The sequence below is a fragment of the Methylobacterium ajmalii genome (assembly GCF_016613415.1).
GTDB classification, from domain to species: Bacteria; Pseudomonadota; Alphaproteobacteria; order Rhizobiales; family Beijerinckiaceae; genus Methylobacterium; species Methylobacterium ajmalii.
The window spans coordinates 1-18,159 of the sequence record NZ_JACWCT010000151.1 but is presented as its reverse complement, the minus strand read 5'-3'; the positions used below and the strand labels follow the sequence as shown (position 1 = coordinate 18,159).

The 18,159-nt window shown below is 70.6% G+C and carries 17 protein-coding genes; 13 read left to right on the top strand and 4 right to left on the bottom strand.

Annotation, left to right across the window (positions count from 1 at the left end; translation table 11 throughout):
* The 5 genes from HPY23_RS27000 to HPY23_RS26980 form a co-directional block, all read left to right on the top strand.
* Positions 1–245 (top strand): hypothetical protein (locus tag HPY23_RS27000; RefSeq protein WP_200649702.1); only part of this gene is annotated, 245 nt, incomplete at its 5' end.
* Between the two features lie 20 nt (positions 246–265).
* Positions 266–580, top strand: coding sequence for an RNA-binding S4 domain-containing protein (locus HPY23_RS26995; RefSeq protein WP_060848842.1), 315 nt, complete (start codon positions 266–268; stop codon positions 578–580).
* Between the two features lie 158 nt (positions 581–738).
* Positions 739–1,077, top strand: coding sequence for a ferredoxin FdxA (gene fdxA, locus HPY23_RS26990; RefSeq protein WP_060848843.1), 339 nt, complete (start codon positions 739–741; stop codon positions 1,075–1,077).
* Positions 1,078–1,510: 433 nt separating this feature from the next.
* A complete protein-coding gene (locus HPY23_RS26985; protein ID WP_091887510.1) occupies positions 1,511–2,104 on the top strand; it encodes a CarD family transcriptional regulator in 594 nt (197 codons plus the stop codon).
* A gap of 341 nt (positions 2,105–2,445) precedes the next feature.
* Positions 2,446–3,324 (top strand): RNA polymerase factor sigma-32, encoded by an 879-nt coding sequence (locus HPY23_RS26980; protein ID WP_060848845.1) that lies wholly within the window; start codon positions 2,446–2,448, stop codon positions 3,322–3,324.
* Between the two features lie 126 nt (positions 3,325–3,450).
* Here HPY23_RS26980 and HPY23_RS26975 read toward each other — a convergent pair whose 3' ends face one another.
* Both HPY23_RS26975 and HPY23_RS26970 read right to left on the bottom strand, forming a co-directional pair.
* Positions 3,451–4,137, bottom strand: coding sequence for a 4'-phosphopantetheinyl transferase family protein (locus HPY23_RS26975; RefSeq protein WP_244537596.1), 687 nt, complete (start codon positions 4,135–4,137; stop codon positions 3,451–3,453).
* Positions 4,138–4,198: 61 nt separating this feature from the next.
* Positions 4,199–5,161: a LysR family transcriptional regulator gene (locus tag HPY23_RS26970; protein WP_091887514.1), complete on the bottom strand. Its 963-nt coding sequence runs from the start codon at positions 5,159–5,161 to the stop codon at positions 4,199–4,201.
* A gap of 325 nt (positions 5,162–5,486) precedes the next feature.
* On the opposite strand from HPY23_RS26970, the gene argJ reads away from it, so the two are divergent.
* The 3 genes from argJ to HPY23_RS26955 are packed head-to-tail and all read left to right on the top strand — an operon-like array spanning position 5,487 to position 7,892.
* Complete coding sequence (gene argJ / locus HPY23_RS26965; RefSeq protein WP_091887516.1) at positions 5,487–6,728, top strand: bifunctional glutamate N-acetyltransferase/amino-acid acetyltransferase ArgJ; 1,242 nt, start codon at positions 5,487–5,489, stop codon at positions 6,726–6,728.
* On the top strand, positions 6,725–7,432 hold the full coding sequence (locus HPY23_RS26960; RefSeq protein WP_244537597.1) for an SIMPL domain-containing protein: 708 nt from the start codon (positions 6,725–6,727) through the stop codon (positions 7,430–7,432). The genes argJ and HPY23_RS26960 overlap by 4 nt, the downstream gene beginning before the upstream one ends.
* A gap of 43 nt (positions 7,433–7,475) precedes the next feature.
* Entirely contained in the window at positions 7,476–7,892 is a 417-nt protein-coding gene (locus HPY23_RS26955; protein ID WP_091754020.1) for a (deoxy)nucleoside triphosphate pyrophosphohydrolase, read from the top strand.
* A 257-nt stretch (positions 7,893–8,149) separates the two neighbouring features.
* Here the strand turns inward: HPY23_RS26955 and HPY23_RS26950 are convergent, their stop codons facing one another.
* Positions 8,150–8,818 (bottom strand): DUF2155 domain-containing protein, encoded by a 669-nt coding sequence (locus HPY23_RS26950; protein ID WP_175539982.1) that lies wholly within the window; start codon positions 8,816–8,818, stop codon positions 8,150–8,152.
* 155 nt (positions 8,819–8,973) lie between these two features.
* Positions 8,974–9,390 carry an NADH:ubiquinone oxidoreductase subunit NDUFA12 gene (locus HPY23_RS26945; RefSeq protein WP_082742672.1) on the bottom strand — a complete coding sequence of 139 codons (417 nt, stop codon included), beginning with the start codon at positions 9,388–9,390 and terminating at the stop codon, positions 8,974–8,976.
* 518 nt (positions 9,391–9,908) lie between these two features.
* Between HPY23_RS26945 and HPY23_RS26940 the strand changes: the two genes are divergently transcribed.
* From HPY23_RS26940 to HPY23_RS26920, 5 genes are all read left to right on the top strand, one after another.
* Positions 9,909–13,628, top strand: a complete 3,720-nt coding sequence (locus HPY23_RS26940) for a vitamin B12-dependent ribonucleotide reductase (RefSeq protein ID WP_091887520.1) — start codon at positions 9,909–9,911, stop codon at positions 13,626–13,628.
* Positions 13,629–13,708: 80 nt separating this feature from the next.
* On the top strand, positions 13,709–14,359 hold the full coding sequence (locus HPY23_RS26935; RefSeq protein ID WP_091887522.1) for an ImmA/IrrE family metallo-endopeptidase: 651 nt from the start codon (positions 13,709–13,711) through the stop codon (positions 14,357–14,359).
* A gap of 85 nt (positions 14,360–14,444) precedes the next feature.
* Positions 14,445–15,974, top strand: coding sequence for a sensor histidine kinase (locus HPY23_RS26930; protein WP_413231131.1), 1,530 nt, complete (start codon positions 14,445–14,447; stop codon positions 15,972–15,974).
* Positions 15,971–17,368, top strand: coding sequence for a sigma-54-dependent transcriptional regulator (locus HPY23_RS26925; RefSeq protein WP_091887526.1), 1,398 nt, complete (start codon positions 15,971–15,973; stop codon positions 17,366–17,368). The genes HPY23_RS26930 and HPY23_RS26925 overlap by 4 nt, the downstream gene beginning before the upstream one ends.
* Positions 17,369–17,479: 111 nt before the next feature.
* Positions 17,480–18,159 (top strand): hypothetical protein (locus HPY23_RS26920; RefSeq protein WP_200649701.1); only part of this gene is annotated, 680 nt, incomplete at its 3' end.

Genomic DNA, 18,159 nt, shown 5'->3' with positions numbered 1-18,159 from the left:
GCTTCGAGGGCCGCGGCGGCGAGAACCGCGGCAACCGCGACGGGCGTCCCCCGCGCGGGCCGCATCCGGGCGGTCGCGAGGGCGGTCGTCCTCCGCAGGACCGCCGCGACGGCGCCCCCCGCGGCGGCGGCATGCACGAGGCCCGGCCGCCGCGGCGCGACCGCGCCCCGGACCCGGATTCGCCCTTCGCCAAGCTCCTGGCCCTCAAGGCCCAGATGGAGTCGCGGGACGGCGACAAGCGATGACCGGAGCGCGGTGACCGGCGATGCGTGAGGACCGTCAGCGGCTCGACAAGTGGCTGTGGTTCGCACGCTTCGCCAAGACCCGCTCCCTCGCCGCGCGCCTGGTCGAGGACGGCTACGTGAGGGTGAACGGCCATCGGGCCGACGCCCCCGCGAAGGCGCTGGCGGTCGGCGACGTGGTCACCGTCGCGGCCCAGCACGTCACGGCGGCGGTGCGGGTGCGCGATCTCGGGATGCGCCGGGGTCCGGCTCCCGAGGCCCGGCTGCTCTACGCCGATCTCGCCGCGGATCCCTCGGCCGATCCGGCGGACGGTGCTCCCGGCGACGCGGCCGGCTGAGGCCGCGAAAGCGTGACGCGAAGGCGACGCCGGGCGGCAACGCGACGTCCAACGCCACGGTTCGGCTTGCAAGCCCGCCCGCCCGGGTCTAAGGCCCGCCCCATACGTCCGGGCGCCGCGCACGAGCGCCCTCACCTGCGTCGAGGTTTCAGCGGCCCATGACCTACGTCGTCACCGACAACTGCATCAAGTGCAAGTACATGGACTGCGTGGAGGTGTGTCCGGTCGACTGCTTCTACGAGGGCGAGAACATGCTCGTCATCCACCCGGACGAGTGCATCGATTGCGGCGTGTGCGAGCCCGAGTGCCCGGCCGAGGCGATCAAGCCCGACACCGAGCCGGGCCTGGAGAGCTGGCTGAAGCTGAACGCCGACATGGCCAAGGGCTGGCCGAACATCACCCAGAAGAAGCCCGCCCCGGCCGACGCCAAGGAGTGGGACGGCAAGACCGGCAAGTTCGAGGCGCATTTCTCGACCAATCCGGGCTCGGGCGACTGAGGCCTGCCGACGGGGGCCGACGGCCGGGGAAGACGACCTCTTCCCTGCCCGCATGGCGGCCCTGCGATCGCCCCGCCAAGCTGGTGAAAGATGGTGCAAGGTGCCCGCGTCTCCACGCCGGGCGCCTGAATTTTTTTGATTTTAGGGCCTCTTCGTGCTAGCTTCCTGCTTGCCGTCGCTTGCGTCCGACGTGCTGCCCTCGACCACCGAGCGGGATTTCATCGATGGGGCGACGGGGCATGCGACCAGCCGTGGTGGATCCTATCCTGCCTGCGGCGCGTTCGGACGTTCCTTAGCTATGGTTTAACAGGGACTGACGGGCATCTCTTCGGGGACGTCCGGCAGGCGCGTATTTTTCGCCGGGCGCCCTGACCCGGATGAACGATCCGGTCGCGGACATTGCCGCGAACGGTGACCTGGAGGCCACCCCCGCATGACGACCGCCAAGAAGACGACAGCTGCCCGGCAGGGTTTCAAGACCGGCGAAGCGGTCGTGTATCCGGCTCACGGCGTCGGCCGCATCACGGCCATCGAGGAGCAGGAGATCGCCGGCTACAAGCTCGAGCTGTTCGTGGTGTCGTTCGAGAAGGACAAGATGGTCCTGCGGGTCCCGACCGCCAAGGCGAACTCGGTCGGCATGCGCAAGCTCGCCGAGCCCGAGCTGGTCAAGAAGGCGCTCGACGTGCTCACCGGCCGCGCCCGGGTGAAGCGCACGATGTGGTCGCGCCGGGCCCAGGAATACGAGGCGAAGATCAATTCCGGCGACCTGATCGCCGTCACCGAGGTGGTGCGCGACCTGTTCCGCTCCGACGCCCAGCCCGAGCAGTCCTACTCCGAGCGTCAGCTCTACGAGGCGGCCCTCGACCGGGTGGTGCGCGAGATCGCGGCGGTGAACCGCATCACCGACACCGAGTCGCTCAAGCTCATCGAGCAGAGCCTCGCCAAGTCGCCCCGCCGCGCCAAGGGCGCCGAGGCCGAGGCCGAGGCCGACGGCGAGGACGTCCAGGACGAGGCCGAGGCCGCCTGAGGCCGCCCTCCCCCATAACGGATGAACGAAAGCCCGGCCCAGCGCCGGGCTTTCTCGTTTTCGGGGATCCGGTACGCCTCCCGGCCGCTCTCGTGCGGACATCCCTGCCTCGAAGACCCGCAGACCGCCCGCTTCCACCCGCCCGACCGCTTCGTCTCCCCAAGCCTGCCCGATCCCCACGCCCACGACGGAATCGCGCCCTCGCGGGATTTTTTCGCAATGCGGGAACCGATGACCGGCTCGTGCCGTTGTCGCAGGCCTTGCGGTGCAACGGGCGCGCTCCATGCCGCGTCTCGACGTCATCGCGACACACAGCGCTCACCAACGTGGCGGAGGCGGGGATGGCGGAAATCGCAGGCATACGTCGGCAGTTCGTGCGGGTCGCGATGGACGCCCCCTTCCTGGAGCGGGAAGAGGAGCGCGGCCTCGCCGTCCGGTGGAAGGACGATCGCGACGAGCAGGCGTTGCACCGGCTGATCTCCGCTCACATGCGTCTCGTCATCGCCCTGGCAGGCCGGTTCCGCCATTACGGCCTGCCGATGGCCGACCTCGTCCAGGAAGGTCATGTCGGCCTGATGGAGGCGGCGGCCCGGTTCGAGCCGGAGCGGGAGGTGCGGTTCTCGACCTACGCGACGTGGTGGATCCGCGCGTCGATCCAGGACTACATCCTGCGCAACTGGTCGATCGTCCGCGGCGGCACTTCCTCGGCCCAGAAGGCCCTGTTTTTCAACCTCCGGCGCCTGCGTGCTAGGCTGATGCAGTCGACCGACGAGCGCGTCGGCGACGAGATCCACCGCCGCATCGCCACCGCCATCGGCGTTTCCCGCGAGGACGTGGCGCTGATGGATGCCCGCCTGTCGGGCCCCGACATGTCCCTCAACGCCCCGATCGGCGACGATGGCGACGCCTCGGCCGAGCGTGTCGACTTCCTGGTCGACAACGCCCCCCTCCCCGACGAGACCGTCTCCGACGCCGTCGACGGCGAGCGCCGCCTGACCTGGCTACGCCAGGCCCTGACCGTCCTGTCGGAGCGCGAGCTGCGCATCCTGCACGAGCGGCGCCTCGCCGAGGACCAGGCGACCCTGGAAGCCCTCGGCCACCGCCTCGGCATCTCCAAGGAGCGCGTTCGCCAGATCGAGAACCGCGCCCTCGAGAAGCTGCGCCGGGCCCTGGCCGAGCGGTTCCCGCAGTCGAATGCCGGGATGAGCGCCTACGTCTGAGCGTCGATCGGTCTGACCGATCGCACCGACATCCTCCCTCGTCCTGTCGCGCCGCTGGCCCGGCAGGACGGGGGAGGATGTTTTCGTTTTCCGTGCGGGTCGCTACGGGTTCTGTTGGCGGCCCCGCTATACCGCCACGACGACCGCGACCTCCCGTTCCCCCTCCACCGCCCAGGCGAGCCGTGCCCCGTCGGACAGGAGCCGCGAGTCGGCCCGCAACGACAGTCCGGCCCGGGCGAGGCGCCAGGCCGACCCGTCGGCGATGGGACGGACCGAGCGCGGTTCTGCGATCAGACCTTCGCCGGTCGCCTTCAGGAACGCCTCCTTCACCGACCAGAGCTCGAGCGCGTGGCGCGCCCGCGCGCCCGCCGGCAAGCCGCGATAGGCGTCGAGTTCCGCCGGGTGCAGGAAGACAGGTGCGATCCCGTCCCAGTCCACCGGCCGGACGGATCCCTCGACGTCGACGCCGATCCGGCCCGCGGCGGACAGCCCGACCGCGACCCAGCCGCCGCCGTGGCTGAGGTTCAGGTCGAGGGCGGGACGATCGGGCAGGAAGGGCCGGCCGTTGCCGTCTCGCGCCAGAACGATCGTTTCGGGATCACGGCCGAGATGCCCGCCGAGCAGATGGCGCAGGAGCCCGTGGGCCGCCTTGCGCTCGTGCCGGTCCTGGGGCCGCAGGAAGCGGGCGATGCGGGCGGCCTCGTCCGGCGGCAGGGCGCGGCGATCCGGCGGCAGATCGGCCGCCACACATCCGGCGGGCGCCGCCGCCACCAGCGTGCCGCCGACATACGCGAGGGTCGAAAGGTCTTGCACGCCTGCTACCCCGCCGCGGGCCGTCCGCACGGCGTGCTAAAGCACGGGCGTACGGCCCGCGTCACGCCTCCTGCAGATCGTAGAGGGCGGCGAGCTCGGCGTCGTCCAGTGTGATGCCGCGGGGCGCCAGCTGCTCGGCGAAGTGGCGCGACGCGAAGGCGATGAAGCTGCGCGTCTTGGCCGGCAGGAGCCGGGAGGTGGTGACGATGCAGACCGGGCTCGGCGCGCCGCACCAGTCCGGCAGCACCCGCTCGAGGCGCTCCTCCGCCACGTCCTGCTCGACGTCGATCACCCGCAGGAGGGCGATGCCGCGTCCCGAGGCGGCGAAGCGCCGGGCCATCGTCTGGCTGTTGCTGGACACGGTGGCACCGACGGAGACCGACGCCGTCCGGTCGCCGGACTGGAGCGGCCAGGCGTTCGAGGCCGCCGGCGCCCCCACCACCACCGCCTGGTGGCGCGCGAGGTCGGAGGGATCGTCCGGCCGCCCCGCCCGGTCGAGGTAGGCCGGGGCGGCGAACAGGCCGTTCTCGAGTTCCGCCACCTTGCGGGTGATCAGCGAGGTCTCCCGCGGCACCCCGACGGCGAGCACCAGGTCGTAACCCTCCTGGGCGAGGTCGACGAGGTGGGGCCAGAGGTCGAGATGCACCCGCACCTGGGCGAAGCGCTGCGAGTACTCCGCCGCGACCGTCGAGAGGTGGTGCATCACCCAGGGGTCGGGCGGCGCGGCGATCTTGAGCAGGCCGCTCGGGCCCTTGGCCTGCGCGATCAGCTCGTCGAAGGTGCGCTGCGCCTCTTCCACCAGGCGGATCGCCTGCGCGTAATAGGCCTCGCCGTGCGGCGTCAGGACGAGCTTGCGGGTGGTCCGGTCGAGCAGGCGCAGGCCGATCGCGGTTTCGAACTGGGTGATGCGCCGCGAGAGGGAGGAGATCGGCACGTCGAGCGCGGCGGCGGCCTGGCTGAAGCTCTTCCGCTTCGCGACCTCGACGAAGAGCGCCATGTCGCGGAGGACTTGCGGGTGGGCCAAACGGAAACCTCCGGGCATCGGGTGGCGACGCGCCTCGGCGCATCCCGGCCCCATCCTCTAGATGATATGCTGCAACTCTAGATAAGGAAACTCCGGGCGGACGTAAGGTTCGTTTTTCCATGCGTCGGCGGCGTTTCGCCTCGACGCGCGAGGGGGAGCCGGCGGAGCCGCGAGGATGAGCCGGCAACGCAACTCCGGCCTGCACAACCTTGCCTACAACCGTATTCTCGCATCAGGGCCGGGCCCGGTTGACGCAGGGCACCTCGGCGGGGCAACACCGCCGCGCCGGCGCGGACGACGCGGCGTCGGCGGACCGGAGCCTCGCATGTCCCATCCCGTCTCGCCGCTCGCGCCCAAGCATCAGCCCGAGCTGCCGCCGATCGCCGGCGTGCGCCTGGCTACCGCGCAGGCCGGCATCCGCTACCGCGGCCGCACCGACGTGCTGCTGGTGCTGCTCGATCCGGGCACCCGGGCCGCCGGCGTCTTCACCCGTTCGAAATGCCCCTCGGCCGCGGTCGACTGGTGCCGCGAGACCCTGGGCGGCGGCCAGTCGGCCCGGGCGCTGGTGGTCAATTCCGGCAACGCCAACGCCTTCACGGGCCTCAAGGGCCGCGAATCCGTGCGGCTCACCGCCGAGATCGCCGGCAAGGCCGCGGGCTGCGCCCCCGGCGAGGTGTTTATCGCCTCGACCGGCGTGATCGGCGAACCCCTCGACGCCACCAAGTTCGACGGCGTGCTGGCCGAGTGCGCCGGCCGCACCGGGCCGGGCGCCGAGCGCTGGACCGAGGCGGCCAGCGCGATCATGACCACCGACACCTTCCCGAAGCTCGCCACCCGCACGGTGTCGATCGGGGGGACCGCGGTGACGATCAACGGCATCGCCAAGGGCGCCGGCATGATCGCCCCCGACATGGCGACGATGCTGTCCTTCGTGTTCACCGACGCCGACCTGCCCGCCCCGGTGCTGCAGGCCCTCCTGGCGAAGGGCGTCGCCACGAGCTTCAACTGCTGCACGGTCGACGGCGACACCTCGACCTCCGACACCCTGATGCTGTTCGCGACCGCCAAGGCCGGCAACGCCCCGGTCGCCTCGGCCGAGGACCCGGCGCTGGGCGAGTTCGCCGCAGCGCTCGACGACCTCCTCGCCGAGCTTGCCCAGCTGGTGGCCCGCGACGGCGAGGGCGCGCGCAAGTTCGTCACCGTCGAGGTCGGCGGCGCTGCGGACGACGCCTCCGCCCACCGGATCGCGATGTCGATCGCCAACTCGCCGCTGGTGAAGACCGCGGTGGCGGGCGAGGACGCCAACTGGGGCCGTGTGGTGATGGCGGTCGGCAAGGCCGGCGAGCCCGCCGACCGCGACCGCCTGGCGATCTGGTTCGGCGACGTGCGCGTGGCCGTCGAGGGGGCCCGCGATCCCGGCTACGACGAGGAGGCGGCCTCCGCGGCGATGCGCGGCGACGCGGTGACGATCCGGGTCGATCTCGGCCTCGGTGCCGGCAAGGCCCGGGTCTGGACCTGCGATCTCACCAAGGCCTACGTCGAGATCAACGGGGATTACCGCTCGTGAGGGCGGCCGCCGGGCTCCTCGCGCTCCTCCTCGCCGGACCCGCCCTCGCCGACGAGCCGCCGGCCCGGATCGGTGTCGTCGGGCGGGCGAGCCGCGAGGTCGCGCCGGACTTCGCCACCGTCGAGGTCGCGGTCGAGAGCCGGGGGGCGACGCCCGCTGCCGCCCTCGACCAGAACTCGGCCGCCGCCCGCAAGGTGGTGGAACTCGCCGGCGAGTTCGGCATCACCGGGCCGGACCTCGCCACCGCGACGGTCTCCCTGCGCCCCGCCACCAAGACGGTGCGCGACCCCGGCGGCCAGATGCGGGACGCGCCCGACGGCTTCCAGGCCACCAACGCGGTCAGCGTCCGGGTGCGCGACCTCAAGCGCCTCGGCGCCCTGATGCGGCGCCTCATCGACGGCGGCGCCGACCGGATCGGCGGTGTCTCCTTCGGCCTATCGGATCCCGGCCAGGCCGAGAACACGGTCCGGGCCGACGCGGTGCGGGACGCCAAGCGCCAGGCCGAGACCCTGGCCGAGGCGGCGGGCCTGCGCCTCGGCCGCCTCGAGTCTCTGGTCTCGCCGCCCCGCCAGGCTGGGGCGATGCCGATGCAGGCCCGCGCCTTCGCGGCCAAGGGCATGCCGGGCGGCCTCGCGGTGCCGGTCGAGCCCGGAACCCTGACGGTAGAGGCGAGCGTCGAGGCCACCTACGCGGTCGCGCCCTGACGGCGTGCGATCCCTCCGACGTCCCTCCTCGCGCGAGCCCGCCATGGCCGATCCCTTGAAGCTCCTTCTCGTCGTGGCGGTCGCCCTCGTCGATCCGGACGGGCGCGTGCTGCTGGCCCAGCGCCCGCCGGGCAAGACCCTGGCGGGGCTGTGGGAGTTTCCCGGTGGCAAGATCGAGCCCGGCGAGCGGCCGGAGGAAACGCTGATCCGGGAGCTGGCGGAAGAGCTCGGCATCACCGTGAAGGAGGCGTGCCTTGCCCCCCTCACCTTCGCCAGCCACGCCTACGAGAGCTTCCACCTGCTGATGCCGCTCTACGTCTGCCGGCGCTGGGAGGGGTTTGCCCAGCCGCGGGAGGGGCAGGCGCTCAAATGGGTGCGGCCGCGCGACCTCGCGAGCTACCCGATGCCCCCGGCCGACCTGCCGCTGCTGCCGGCGATCGTGGATCTGCTCGGGCCGTAGGAGTCGAGATGTCGCAGCCTGCCTCGTTCAGCGGGACAGGGCTGACATTCCTTTGATCATTGGAGTACCGCGAAGGCAGAGCCCGGAACCGCAGAGTGCCGAGGACACTACCGCCAGCGTACAGATTGGCTACCTCGCTGCCGCGTATCTTGATCCCGGGCTCCGCTTCGCGGCCCCGGACTGACGGCGAGCGTGTTTCTACCATCGGCCGCGATCGCGAACGTCAGAGCGGCTGCCCGGCTCGAATCGGCCGATCCTCAGCGCGGGTTCGGATCCATCGGGTCGCCACCGCCCGGCCGCGGGCCGTCGTTGGTCGGGAAGAAGCGTCGCGACGGCGTCTGGCGCGGCTGGACCGGCGTGCCGCGCAGCGGCTCGACGTCGACCTGGCCCTGGCGGTTGACCTGGCGGGCGCGGGGCGCCTCGTCGCCGCGGGCCTGCTCGCGGCGCTTGCGGCCCTCGGGCTTGGCGGCGGCCACCGGCGCGTCCTCCTGCTCCTTCGGCTCGGCGATGAGGTCGGTGCCGCCTTTGCAGTCGACCAGCCACACGTCGTAGATCGGGTGCTCGATCGCGTGCAGGCCCGGGCTCGAGGCGAACATCCAGCCGGTGAAGATGCGGCGGTACTTGTTCTCGAGCGTGACCTCGTCGACCTCCAGGAAGGCGGTGGTCTTGGCGCTCTCGGTCGGGGGCCGGGTGTAGCAGACCCGCGGGGTGAGCTGCAGCGCGCCGAACTGCACCGTCTCGTCCACCGCCACCTCGAAGGAGACGGTGCGGCCGGTGATCTTGTCGAGGCCGGCGAACACCGCGGTCGGGTTGCGGATCTTGTCGGCCCGGGCCGGCCCGGAGGACAGCGCGCCGCCCAGGACGGCAGCACCCAGAACGACACCGCGGAGGAGCGGGAAGGCGCTCGCGGCGCGGCGTGCGGTCATGCGGCTCAAAACCCAATCGCTCCCGGCTGGAAGTTCGGCGGCCCCGGAAGTTCGGCGGCCCCTGGCGCGGCCTCCGGCACCCAGGATGACCGGGCGCGCGGGCTCGGTCGGCCCGCCCGCGATAGACACAAGGAGGATGGTGGAAAAAGGGCGGTCTACTCGCCCGGGACCCACGGCACGTAGTCGCCGGTCGCCGCCGGCCGCTGGCCGTAGGAGAGCTGCGAGCCCCGCGGGCGGTAGGCCGCGACCGTGCCGGTGAGATTCTCCTCGTGCGGCTTCTGCCACTCGCGCGGAACGTAGGTCTCCTCGGAGGGCGGCACGTCGGTGGCGTGGCAGAGCCAGCCGCGCCAGCCGGGCGGCACCTTCGAGGCGTCGGCGTAGCCGTTGTAGATCACCCAGCGGCGCTCGGAGCCGACCGAGGCGTCGATCAGGGGCCCCTGCGCCCGGTAGTAGCGGTTGCCGAGCTCGTCCTCGCCCACGAAGCTGCCGCGGCGCTTGGTGTAGAACTCCAGGCTGACGGTCGAGCCGCTCCACCAGGTAAAGATCCGAAGCAGGGTATCTTTCAGCGCCATCGCGACCGTCTCTCTCGCGGGGAGCCCCCGGGAATGGGAGGTCCGGCCCCCCGTCGTCGCGCGGGACTATGGTGAGATGCCCCCCGGATGTCCAGCGCGTCCCGCGCCGCAACACGATTCCGTTTGCGGGCGCGGCCGCGAGCCCGGGCACCCCCGAAACGTGGCCCCGAAGCCGCACCCCCTGTGCACAAGTCGGGGCGCCGAGCCGGCCGGGCCTGTGGGCGGCGGGGGACGCGGAGCGATTCTCCCAAGCCGGAAGCGCGCTTAGCCGGGGGCACGGCGCTATCCACAGGAATCCGCCCGTCGACACAACATATAGCGAGGAACGGAGTCCGCTGACACAAGTTATTGACGGGAAGCCACCGAGATCGGTAGTTTCCAGACGACAGGACGGGCGGCTCCCCGAAAGGCGCCGAGGCTCGTCCGCCGAATCTTTCGCGCCCCGCCCTTCCCTTGTAACCGGCGGACCCCGCACGCGTGCGGGCGGTCCCCGGCTGTTCGTGACCGGAGAGTATCCCATGCGGTTCGAGCGTCGCATCACCACCGCGGGGCAGTCGCCCTACGCCAGCATCCCGTTCCGCAAGGCGGTGAGCGAGATCCGCAACCCGGACGGCTCGGTGGTCTTCCGCCTCGACGGGATCGACGTGCCGGAGGCCTGGAGCCAGGTCGCCTGCGACGTGCTGGCCCAGAAGTACTTCCGCAAGGCCGGCGTGCCGGCGGCCCTGAAGAAGGTCGAGGAGAACGGCGTTCCCTCGTTCCTGTGGCGCTCGGTGCCCGACGAGGCGGCCCTCGCCGCCCTGCCCGAGGGCGAGCGGACCGGCTCCGAGACCTCGGCGACGCAGGTCTTCGATCGCCTGGCCGGCTGCTGGACCTACTGGGGCTGGAAGGGCGGCTACTTCACCAGCGAGGAGGACGCGAGCGCGTTCCACGACGAGCTGCGCGCAATGCTCGCCCGCCAGATGGTGGCGCCGAACTCGCCGCAATGGTTCAACACCGGCCTGCACTGGGCCTACGGCATCGACGGCCCGGCGCAGGGTCACTTCTACGTCGACTACAAGACCGGTGAGCTGACCCAGTCGGCCTCGGCCTACGAGCACCCGCAGCCCCACGCCTGCTTCATCCAGTCCGTCGCCGACGACCTCGTCAACGACGGCGGCATCATGGACCTGTGGGTGCGCGAGGCCCGCCTGTTCAAGTACGGCTCGGGCACCGGTTCGAACTTCTCGCGCCTGCGCGGCGAGAACGAGAAGCTCGGCGGCGGCGGCAAGTCGTCGGGCCTGATGAGCTTCCTCAAGATCGGCGACCGGGCGGCGGGCGCGATCAAGTCCGGCGGCACCACGCGGCGCGCCGCCAAGATGGTGATCGTCGACATCGACCACCCGGACGTCGAGGCCTTCATCGACTGGAAGGTCAAGGAGGAGCAGAAGGTCGCAGCGCTCGTCACCGGCTCCAAGGTGGTGTCCAAGCACCTCAAGGCGGTGATGAAGGCCTGCGTCAACTGCGAGGCCGCGGGCGACGCCTGCTTCGATCCCGACCGCAACCCGGCGCTCAAGCGCGAGGTCAAGGCCGCCCGCAAGGTGATGGTGCCGGATGCCGCGATCAAGCGGGTGATCCAGTACGCCCGCCAGGGCTACACCGACATCTCGTTCCCGATCTACGACACGGACTGGGATTCCGAGGCCTACCTCACGGTCGCCGGCCAGAACTCGAACAACTCGGTCTCGCTGACCGACGACTTCCTGCGCGCGGTCGATGCCGACGCCGACTGGTCGCTGACCCACCGCACCACCGGCAAGGTGGCGAAGACCGTGAAGGCGACCGAGCTGTGGGACAAGATCGCGGAGGCCGCCTGGGCCTCGGCCGATCCGGGCCTGCACTTCAACACCACGATGAACGACTGGCACACCTGCCCGTCGGGCGGGCGGATCCGGGCCTCGAACCCGTGCTCCGAGTACATGTTCCTCGACGACACCGCCTGCAACCTCGCCTCGGCGAACCTGCTGGCGCTCTACGACCGGGGCGCCAAGAGCTTCGACGTCGAGGGCTACGAGCACCTGTGCCGGCTCTGGACCGTGGTCCTCGAGATCTCGGTGCTGATGGCGCAGTTCCCGAGCCGCGAGATCGCCGACCTCTCCTACAAGTACCGGACGCTCGGCCTCGGCTACGCCAATATCGGCGGCCTCCTGATGACCATGGGCCTGTCCTACGATTCCCGTGAGGGCCGGGCGATCGCCGGTGCGCTCACCGCCATCATGACCGGCGTGTCCTACGCCACCTCGGCCGAGATGGCGCGCGAGCTCGGGCCGTTCCCGGCCTACGAGGAGAACGCCGACGCGATGCTGCGGGTGATCCGCAACCATCGCCGGGCCGCCCACGGCGAAACCGAGGGCTACGAGTTCCTCAACACCAACCCCGTCCCGCTCGATCACGCCGGCTGCCCGCAGGGCGAGCTGGTGGAGCGCGCGAAGGCGGCCTGGGACCGGGCGCTGCAGCTCGGCGAGGAGCACGGCTACCGCAACGCCCAATCCACGGTGATCGCGCCGACCGGCACGATCGGTCTCGTGATGGATTGCGACACGACCGGCATCGAGCCCGACTTCGCGCTGGTGAAGTTCAAGAAGCTGGCCGGCGGCGGCTACTTCAAGATCATCAACCGGGCGGTGCCGGATGCGCTGCGTAGCCTCGGCTACCGCGAGGCCGAGATCGCCGAGATCGAGGCCTATGCCGTCGGCCACGGCTCGCTCGGCCAGGCCCCGGCGATCAACCCGGGTAGCTTGCGCGCCAAGGGCTTCACCGACGAGAAGATCGCGGCGGTGGAATCGGGCCTGAAGTCGGCCTTCGACATCAAGTTCGTGTTCAACCGCTGGACCCTGGGCGAGGACTTCCTGACCCAGACCCTCGGCGTGCCGGCCGACAAGCTCGCCGACCCGTCCTTCGACCTGCTCGCGTTCCTCGGCTTCGGCCGCAAGGACATCGAGGCCGCCAACGTCCATGTCTGCGGGGCGATGACGCTCGAGGGCGCGCCGCACCTGAAGGTGGAGCATTACGCGGTCTTCGACTGCGCCAATCCGTGCGGCCGGATCGGCAAGCGCTACCTCTCGGTCGAGAGTCACATCCGCATGATGGCGGCGGCGCAGCCCTTCATCTCGGGGGCGATCTCCAAGACCATCAACATGCCGAACGACGCCACGGTCGAGGATTGCAAGAACGCCTACCGGCTGTCCTGGACCCTGGCGCTGAAGGCCAACGCCCTCTACCGCGACGGCTCGAAGCTGTCGCAGCCCCTCAACTCCGCCCTCGTCAGCGACGAGTCGGACGACGAGGAGGATGCGGTCGAGGCCCTGCTGGCGCAGCCGGCGGTCGCCAAGACCGTCGCGGTGACCGAGAAGATCGTCGAGCGGATCGTCGAGCGCGTCGAGCGCCTGCGCTCCCAGGAGAAGCTGCCGAGCCGCCGCAAGGGCTACACCCAGAAGGCCAAGATCGGCGGCCACACCATCTTCCTGCGCACCGGCGAGTACGACGACGGGCGCCTGGGCGAGATCTTCCTCGACATGAACAAGGAGGGCTCGGCGCTCCGGGCCTTCATCAACAACTTCGCCATCTCGGTCTCGCTCGGCCTGCAATACGGCGTGCCGCTGGAGGAGTACGTCGACGCCTTCACCTTCACCCGCTTCGAGCCGGCCGGCTTCGTCCAGGGCAACGACGCGATCAAGAACGCCACCTCGGTGCTCGACTACGTCTTCCGCGAGCTGGCGATCTCGTATCTCGGCCGCAACGACCTCGCCCATGTCGACCTCTCGGAGCTCGGCAACACGGCGACGGGCGTCGCTCCGGCCAAGCCCAGCGCGTCCGACGCGACGGTGGCCACTAACGTCTCCCGCGGCCTGCTGCGGGGGTCGGGCGACCGGCTGACCCTGATCCATGGCGGTCCCGCCGGCGCCACCCCGGGCGTCGCCGCGCCGGTCACCGGCCAGTCGGCCCCGGCCGGCGGCACCGTCCACGCGGTGCGGGGTGCGGTGGCGCTCAAGACCGAGCCGTCCGCGGCTGCGGATGGCGTCAAGCTGGGCTTCTCGGCTCCGGAAGTTGACAACAAAGCCATGATTATCTCCAAGCGCGCAGAAGCACGAATGAAGGGATATGTAGGTGAAGCCTGCCCCGAATGTGCCAACTTCACGCTAGTCCGCAACGGAACATGCTTGAAGTGCGACACCTGCGGGAGCACCACTGGCTGCTCATGATGACAGAATAAAAAGTTAGGTCGGGCGCAGCTGATTAAATCCAGCTGCGCCCGCTCTGATTCACGCACCGGAGCCTTAACGTGTTTAGCGACAGCAAAGCTAAATTTCGTAGTCGCGACACTATCGCGTCTATAGCAGCAAAGGCTAGAGAATCAGCCAAATTAGTCAATGATATAAATATAAATTTGGCAGATTATTTGTATGGTTTTCTTAGATTACGATTGAACCCGCCCCTTGACATCATAATCAGCGAAAATATTGAGAAAAATGCAGATGCATTTGTTAATTTCACAAATGACAATAAGATAACTCTTTACGTCAGAAATGTCATTTGGCTTCAAGCAAAAAGCAATTTTCCGAATGCTAGGTTTATTATGGCCCATGAGGTAGGCCATATTCTTATGCACAAAAACGATGCCCTGGCTTATTCCGCAGCGCCTTACTCTGTTGTGCGCGCCCTATCAGAGGAAGAGCGAGTAGAGCCGCAAGCAAATCTGTTTGCAGACGAGTTTTTGGCACCTACAAATATGCTTTTTGGCCTAAATAACGTCTATGATATTGCCGATTATTTCAATATTCCGGAAGAATGCGCTCGGCGCCAACTGGAGCGGTTTCTTGACGATCAACGAAGGAGGGGCTTAGCTGAGCCATACCGAGATATGTGCCCCAAGTGCGGATCCTTGACTCTAGCGACTAACGGCAAATGCTCAAATGCCATCGCTTGCCAATAGGCGAATGGCCGCACCACAAAAAACTTACGCATTAAAATATAGTCTATAAAATTGCTAGTTTGCGGCGCCAGTCAAGCAAATGAAAGTGTTCTCGTCCCTCCGCACCCACCTCCTCACCCTCTGGGCCCTGCTCCTCGCCTCGGCAGGCGCCACCGGCTATCTGCTGACCGAGTTCTACGCCCAGTCGGCCGCCGTGCAGGTGGCGCAGGCCGAGGTCGAGGTGGCGCGCTCCTGCCGCGAGATCGGCGACCGGTTCGCGTTCTTCACCGCCGGATGGAGCGGCGGGGCCACCGAGATCGACGACACCCTGAAGGGGCAGCTCACCGACGTGGTGGTGACGGCGCTCGCCGGCCATCCGGGGGTGGAGGGCGGGATCTGGACCGCGGCGGCCGGCTCGGCCGCCTACGCCTTCCCGACCTACGAGGGCACCGGGCCGAAGACCGACCTGCCCTTGGCCGAGATCGACACGATCCGGCGCATCAACGCCGAGACCCTGGGCGGCGAACGGCCGGTGGCGACGCGGCGGATCTCCCGCACCCAGACCCTGGTGTTGCAGGGCTGCCCCCTGCGCGGCCCGATCCACGGGGCGACGGCCTGGACGATGACGCGGGTCCATACCGACGAGGGCCGGGCCTACGGCCAGCTCCTCGCCGGGTTCGGCTTCCTCGCCGCGACGGTGCTGGGCTCGGCGCTGATCCTCGGGCGGTTGCTCTGGGTGCTGGGGCGGCGGATCGCCCGGCTCGAGGGCCAGCTCGGGCGCGAGACCCCGGAGGGCGACCTGCCCCGCCTGGCGCCGACGGGCCTGCGCGAGCTCGACCGGCTGGTCGAGGCGCTGAACGCCGCGGGCCTGCGCCTCGGCACGGCCCGCCAGCGCGCCGCGGAGGCCGAGCGCCTCGCCGCGCTGGGACAGCTCACCGCCGGCATCGCCCACGAGATCCGCAATCCCCTGGCGGCGATCCGGCTCAAGGCCGAGAACGCGCTGGCGAGCCCCGACCCGGCCCGGCCCCGGGCCGCCCTCGACCTCGTGCTGGCGCAGGTCGCCCGGCTCGACCGGCTGACCCGCGACCTCCTCAGCCTGACCCAGCCGCGCACGCCGGTCCTCGCGCCCGTCGACCTCGCGGCGGTGCTGGAGGAGAGCGCGCACCTCCACGACGACCTCGCCCGCGAGCGGGGCGTGCGGATCGTGGTCGCGGAGGTGCCGGAGCGGCGCGTCCGCCTCGACGAGGCGCAAGTTCGGCGCGCCCTCGACAACCTCGTCCTCAACGCCCTCCAGCACAGCCCGGCGGACGGCACGGTGCGGCTGTCGGCCCATCTCGGGAACGGCCGGGTGCGCATCCGCGTCGCCGACCGGGGACCGGGCGTCGCGGCGGCCCTGCGCGAGCGGCTGTTCGATCCCTTCGTCACCGGCCGGCCGGACGGGACCGGCCTCGGCCTGGCGATCGTGCGCGAGATCGCCCGCGCCCATGGTGGACGGGTGCACCTCGCCGCCCCACCTCCCGCAAGCCCGTCCCCCGACGCGCCGGATCCCGGCGCGACCTTCGAGATCGACCTGCCCCTCGTCGATCAGCCCGCAATCGATCCGCCAGACACGGATCCGCCCGAGACCGCCCCGTGACGGACAGCCGCCCCGCCCGCATCCTGATCGTCGACGACGAGCCGGCCCTGCGCGAAGGGCTGGCCGAGACGGTGAGCGATCTCGGCCATGTCCCGATCCTCGCTGCTTCGGGGGCCGAGGCGCTGGCGCGGGTCGCGGACGATCCGGCCATCGCCGCGGTGCTCCTCGACCTGCGGATGCCGGGCGCGCTCGACGGGATGGCGGTGCTCCAGCGCCTGCGGGCGCAGGCCGTCGCGCCCCCGGTCGCGGTGCTGACCGCCTATGCCAGCGCCGAGAACACCATCGAGGCGATGCGGCTCGGCGCCTACGACCACCTGACGAAGCCGGTCGGCCGGGCCGAGCTGGCCGACCTCCTCGGCGGCATGCTGGCCCGCCCGGCGCGTCCGATCGAGCCGCCCGCCCCGGCGGCGGCGCCGGGCCTGATCGGCACCAGCGAGGCGATGCGGCGGGTGCAGAAGGCGGTCGGCCTCGCCGCCGACAGCGACACCACCGTGCTGCTGCAGGGCGAGACCGGCACCGGCAAGGAGGTCGCCGCGCGGGCGCTGCACGCCCATGGCCGCCGGAGCACCGGCCCGTTCGTGCCGGTCAACTGCGCGGCGATACCCGCCGACCTCCTGGAGAGCGAGCTGTTCGGGCACCTGCGCGGCGCCTTCACGGGGGCGACCCAGGACCGCGCCGGCGCGTTCCGGGAGGCGTCGGGCGGCACGCTGTTCCTCGACGAGATCGGCGACATGCCCCCTGCCATGCAGGCCAAGATCCTGCGGGCGCTCCAGGAGCGGGTGGTCACGCCGGTCGGCGGCCGGCCCGTCCCGGTGGCCGTGCGGGTGGTGGCGGCGACCCATCGCGACCTGCCGCGCCTCGTCGCCGAGGGCGGCTTTCGCCAGGACCTGTTCTACCGCCTCAACGTCGTGCCGATCGTCCTGCCGCCCCTCCGCGAACGCCTGGCCGATATCCTGCCGCTCGCCGAGCACTTCCTCGCCCTCGCCGGCGCCGGGACGACGCGTCTGTCGCCCGAGGCCGCAGCCCTGCTCATGCGCCACCCCTGGCCCGGCAACGTGCGCGAGTTGCGCAACGTGATCGAGCGCGCAGCCGTTCTGGCGCGGGGTCCGTCGATCGGCGCGGGCGATCTCGGCCTCTCGGGGCCGGGGCCGGAGGAGGCCGGATCGGCCCTGCCGGCCTGGCTCGGCGACGACCTGCCGGGCGCCGTGGCGCGGCTGGAGGAGGCGATGATCCGCCGGGCCCTGCGGGCGAGCGGCGGCAACCGCGCCCGGGCCGCGAAGGCCCTCGGGATCCAGCGCCAGCTCCTCTACGCCAAGATCGAGCGCCACGGCCTCGGACGGGACGACGCGGCGTCGGGAAACACGACGTCGGGTGTCGGGAATCCCGACGCCTAGACCGGGGTCGGCATTAATATTCCTGATTACTTTCAACGACTTGGTATCTGGCACGGAAGTTGGGATGTTGCGGTCGAGCCGGCCGTCCGCCGGCGCGAACGAGCGACAGCCATGACGACAGGCGCACCCGCGCTCCGCCTCCGGGCGGCCGGCCTCGCGGCCCTGCTCCTCGCCGCCGGTCCGGCCGCGGCGCAGGACAACTCGGTCTGGGATCCCGGCACCCTGCCGGAGACGAAGGGGACGGTGAAGCAGTACACGCTCACCCCCCGAGGCGAGGTCGACGGGCTGATCCTCGCCGACGGCACCGAGGTGAAGCTGCCGCCGCGCCTGTCGGGCGCCGTGGTGTTCACGGTCCGGCCGGGCGACGCGGTGTCGGTGCGCGGCATGCGCGCCCGAGCGCTGCCCCTGGTCGACGGCGCCCAGATCCGCAACGAGGCCACCGGCGCGACCCTCGTCACCCTTGGGGGCCCGGAGCCGGCCGCCGCCGAGACGGTCGTGAGCGGGCGAATCGCGGCCCTGCTGCACGGGCGCCGGGGCGAGGTGAACGGTGCGATCCTCGACGACGGCACCACCCTGCGGCTGCCGCCGCACGAGGCGGCGCGCCTCTCGAGCGTCCTGCAGGCCGGCCAGCCGGTCAGCCTGCGCGGCGCGGTGACGAAGAGCCCGCTCGGGGCGGTGGTCGAGGTCCGCGCGCTCGGCGCGAGCCCGGACAGCCTCTCGGAGGTCGGCGGCCCCCCGCCCCGTCCGCCGGGCCCTCGCGGCGAGCCCCGCCCGCCCGGCGGCCCCGGCGC

What these genes read in the sequence shown, in the direction of transcription:
- HPY23_RS26995 (WP_060848842.1), top strand. Translation starts at nt 266, where the DNA reads ATGCGTGAGGACCGTCAGCGGCTCGACAAGTGGCTGTGGTTCGCACGC.
- fdxA (WP_060848843.1), top strand. Translation starts at nt 739, where the DNA reads ATGACCTACGTCGTCACCGACAACTGCATCAAGTGCAAGTACATGGAC.
- HPY23_RS26985 (WP_091887510.1), top strand. Translation starts at nt 1,511, where the DNA reads ATGACGACCGCCAAGAAGACGACAGCTGCCCGGCAGGGTTTCAAGACC.
- HPY23_RS26980 (WP_060848845.1), top strand. Translation starts at nt 2,446, where the DNA reads ATGGCGGAAATCGCAGGCATACGTCGGCAGTTCGTGCGGGTCGCGATG.
- argJ (WP_091887516.1), top strand. Translation starts at nt 5,487, where the DNA reads ATGTCCCATCCCGTCTCGCCGCTCGCGCCCAAGCATCAGCCCGAGCTG.
- HPY23_RS26955 (WP_091754020.1), top strand. Translation starts at nt 7,476, where the DNA reads ATGGCCGATCCCTTGAAGCTCCTTCTCGTCGTGGCGGTCGCCCTCGTC.
- HPY23_RS26950 (WP_175539982.1), bottom strand. Translation starts at nt 8,818, where the DNA reads ATGACCGCACGCCGCGCCGCGAGCGCCTTCCCGCTCCTCCGCGGTGTC.
- HPY23_RS26945 (WP_082742672.1), bottom strand. Translation starts at nt 9,390, where the DNA reads ATGGCGCTGAAAGATACCCTGCTTCGGATCTTTACCTGGTGGAGCGGC.
- HPY23_RS26940 (WP_091887520.1), top strand. Translation starts at nt 9,909, where the DNA reads ATGCGGTTCGAGCGTCGCATCACCACCGCGGGGCAGTCGCCCTACGCC.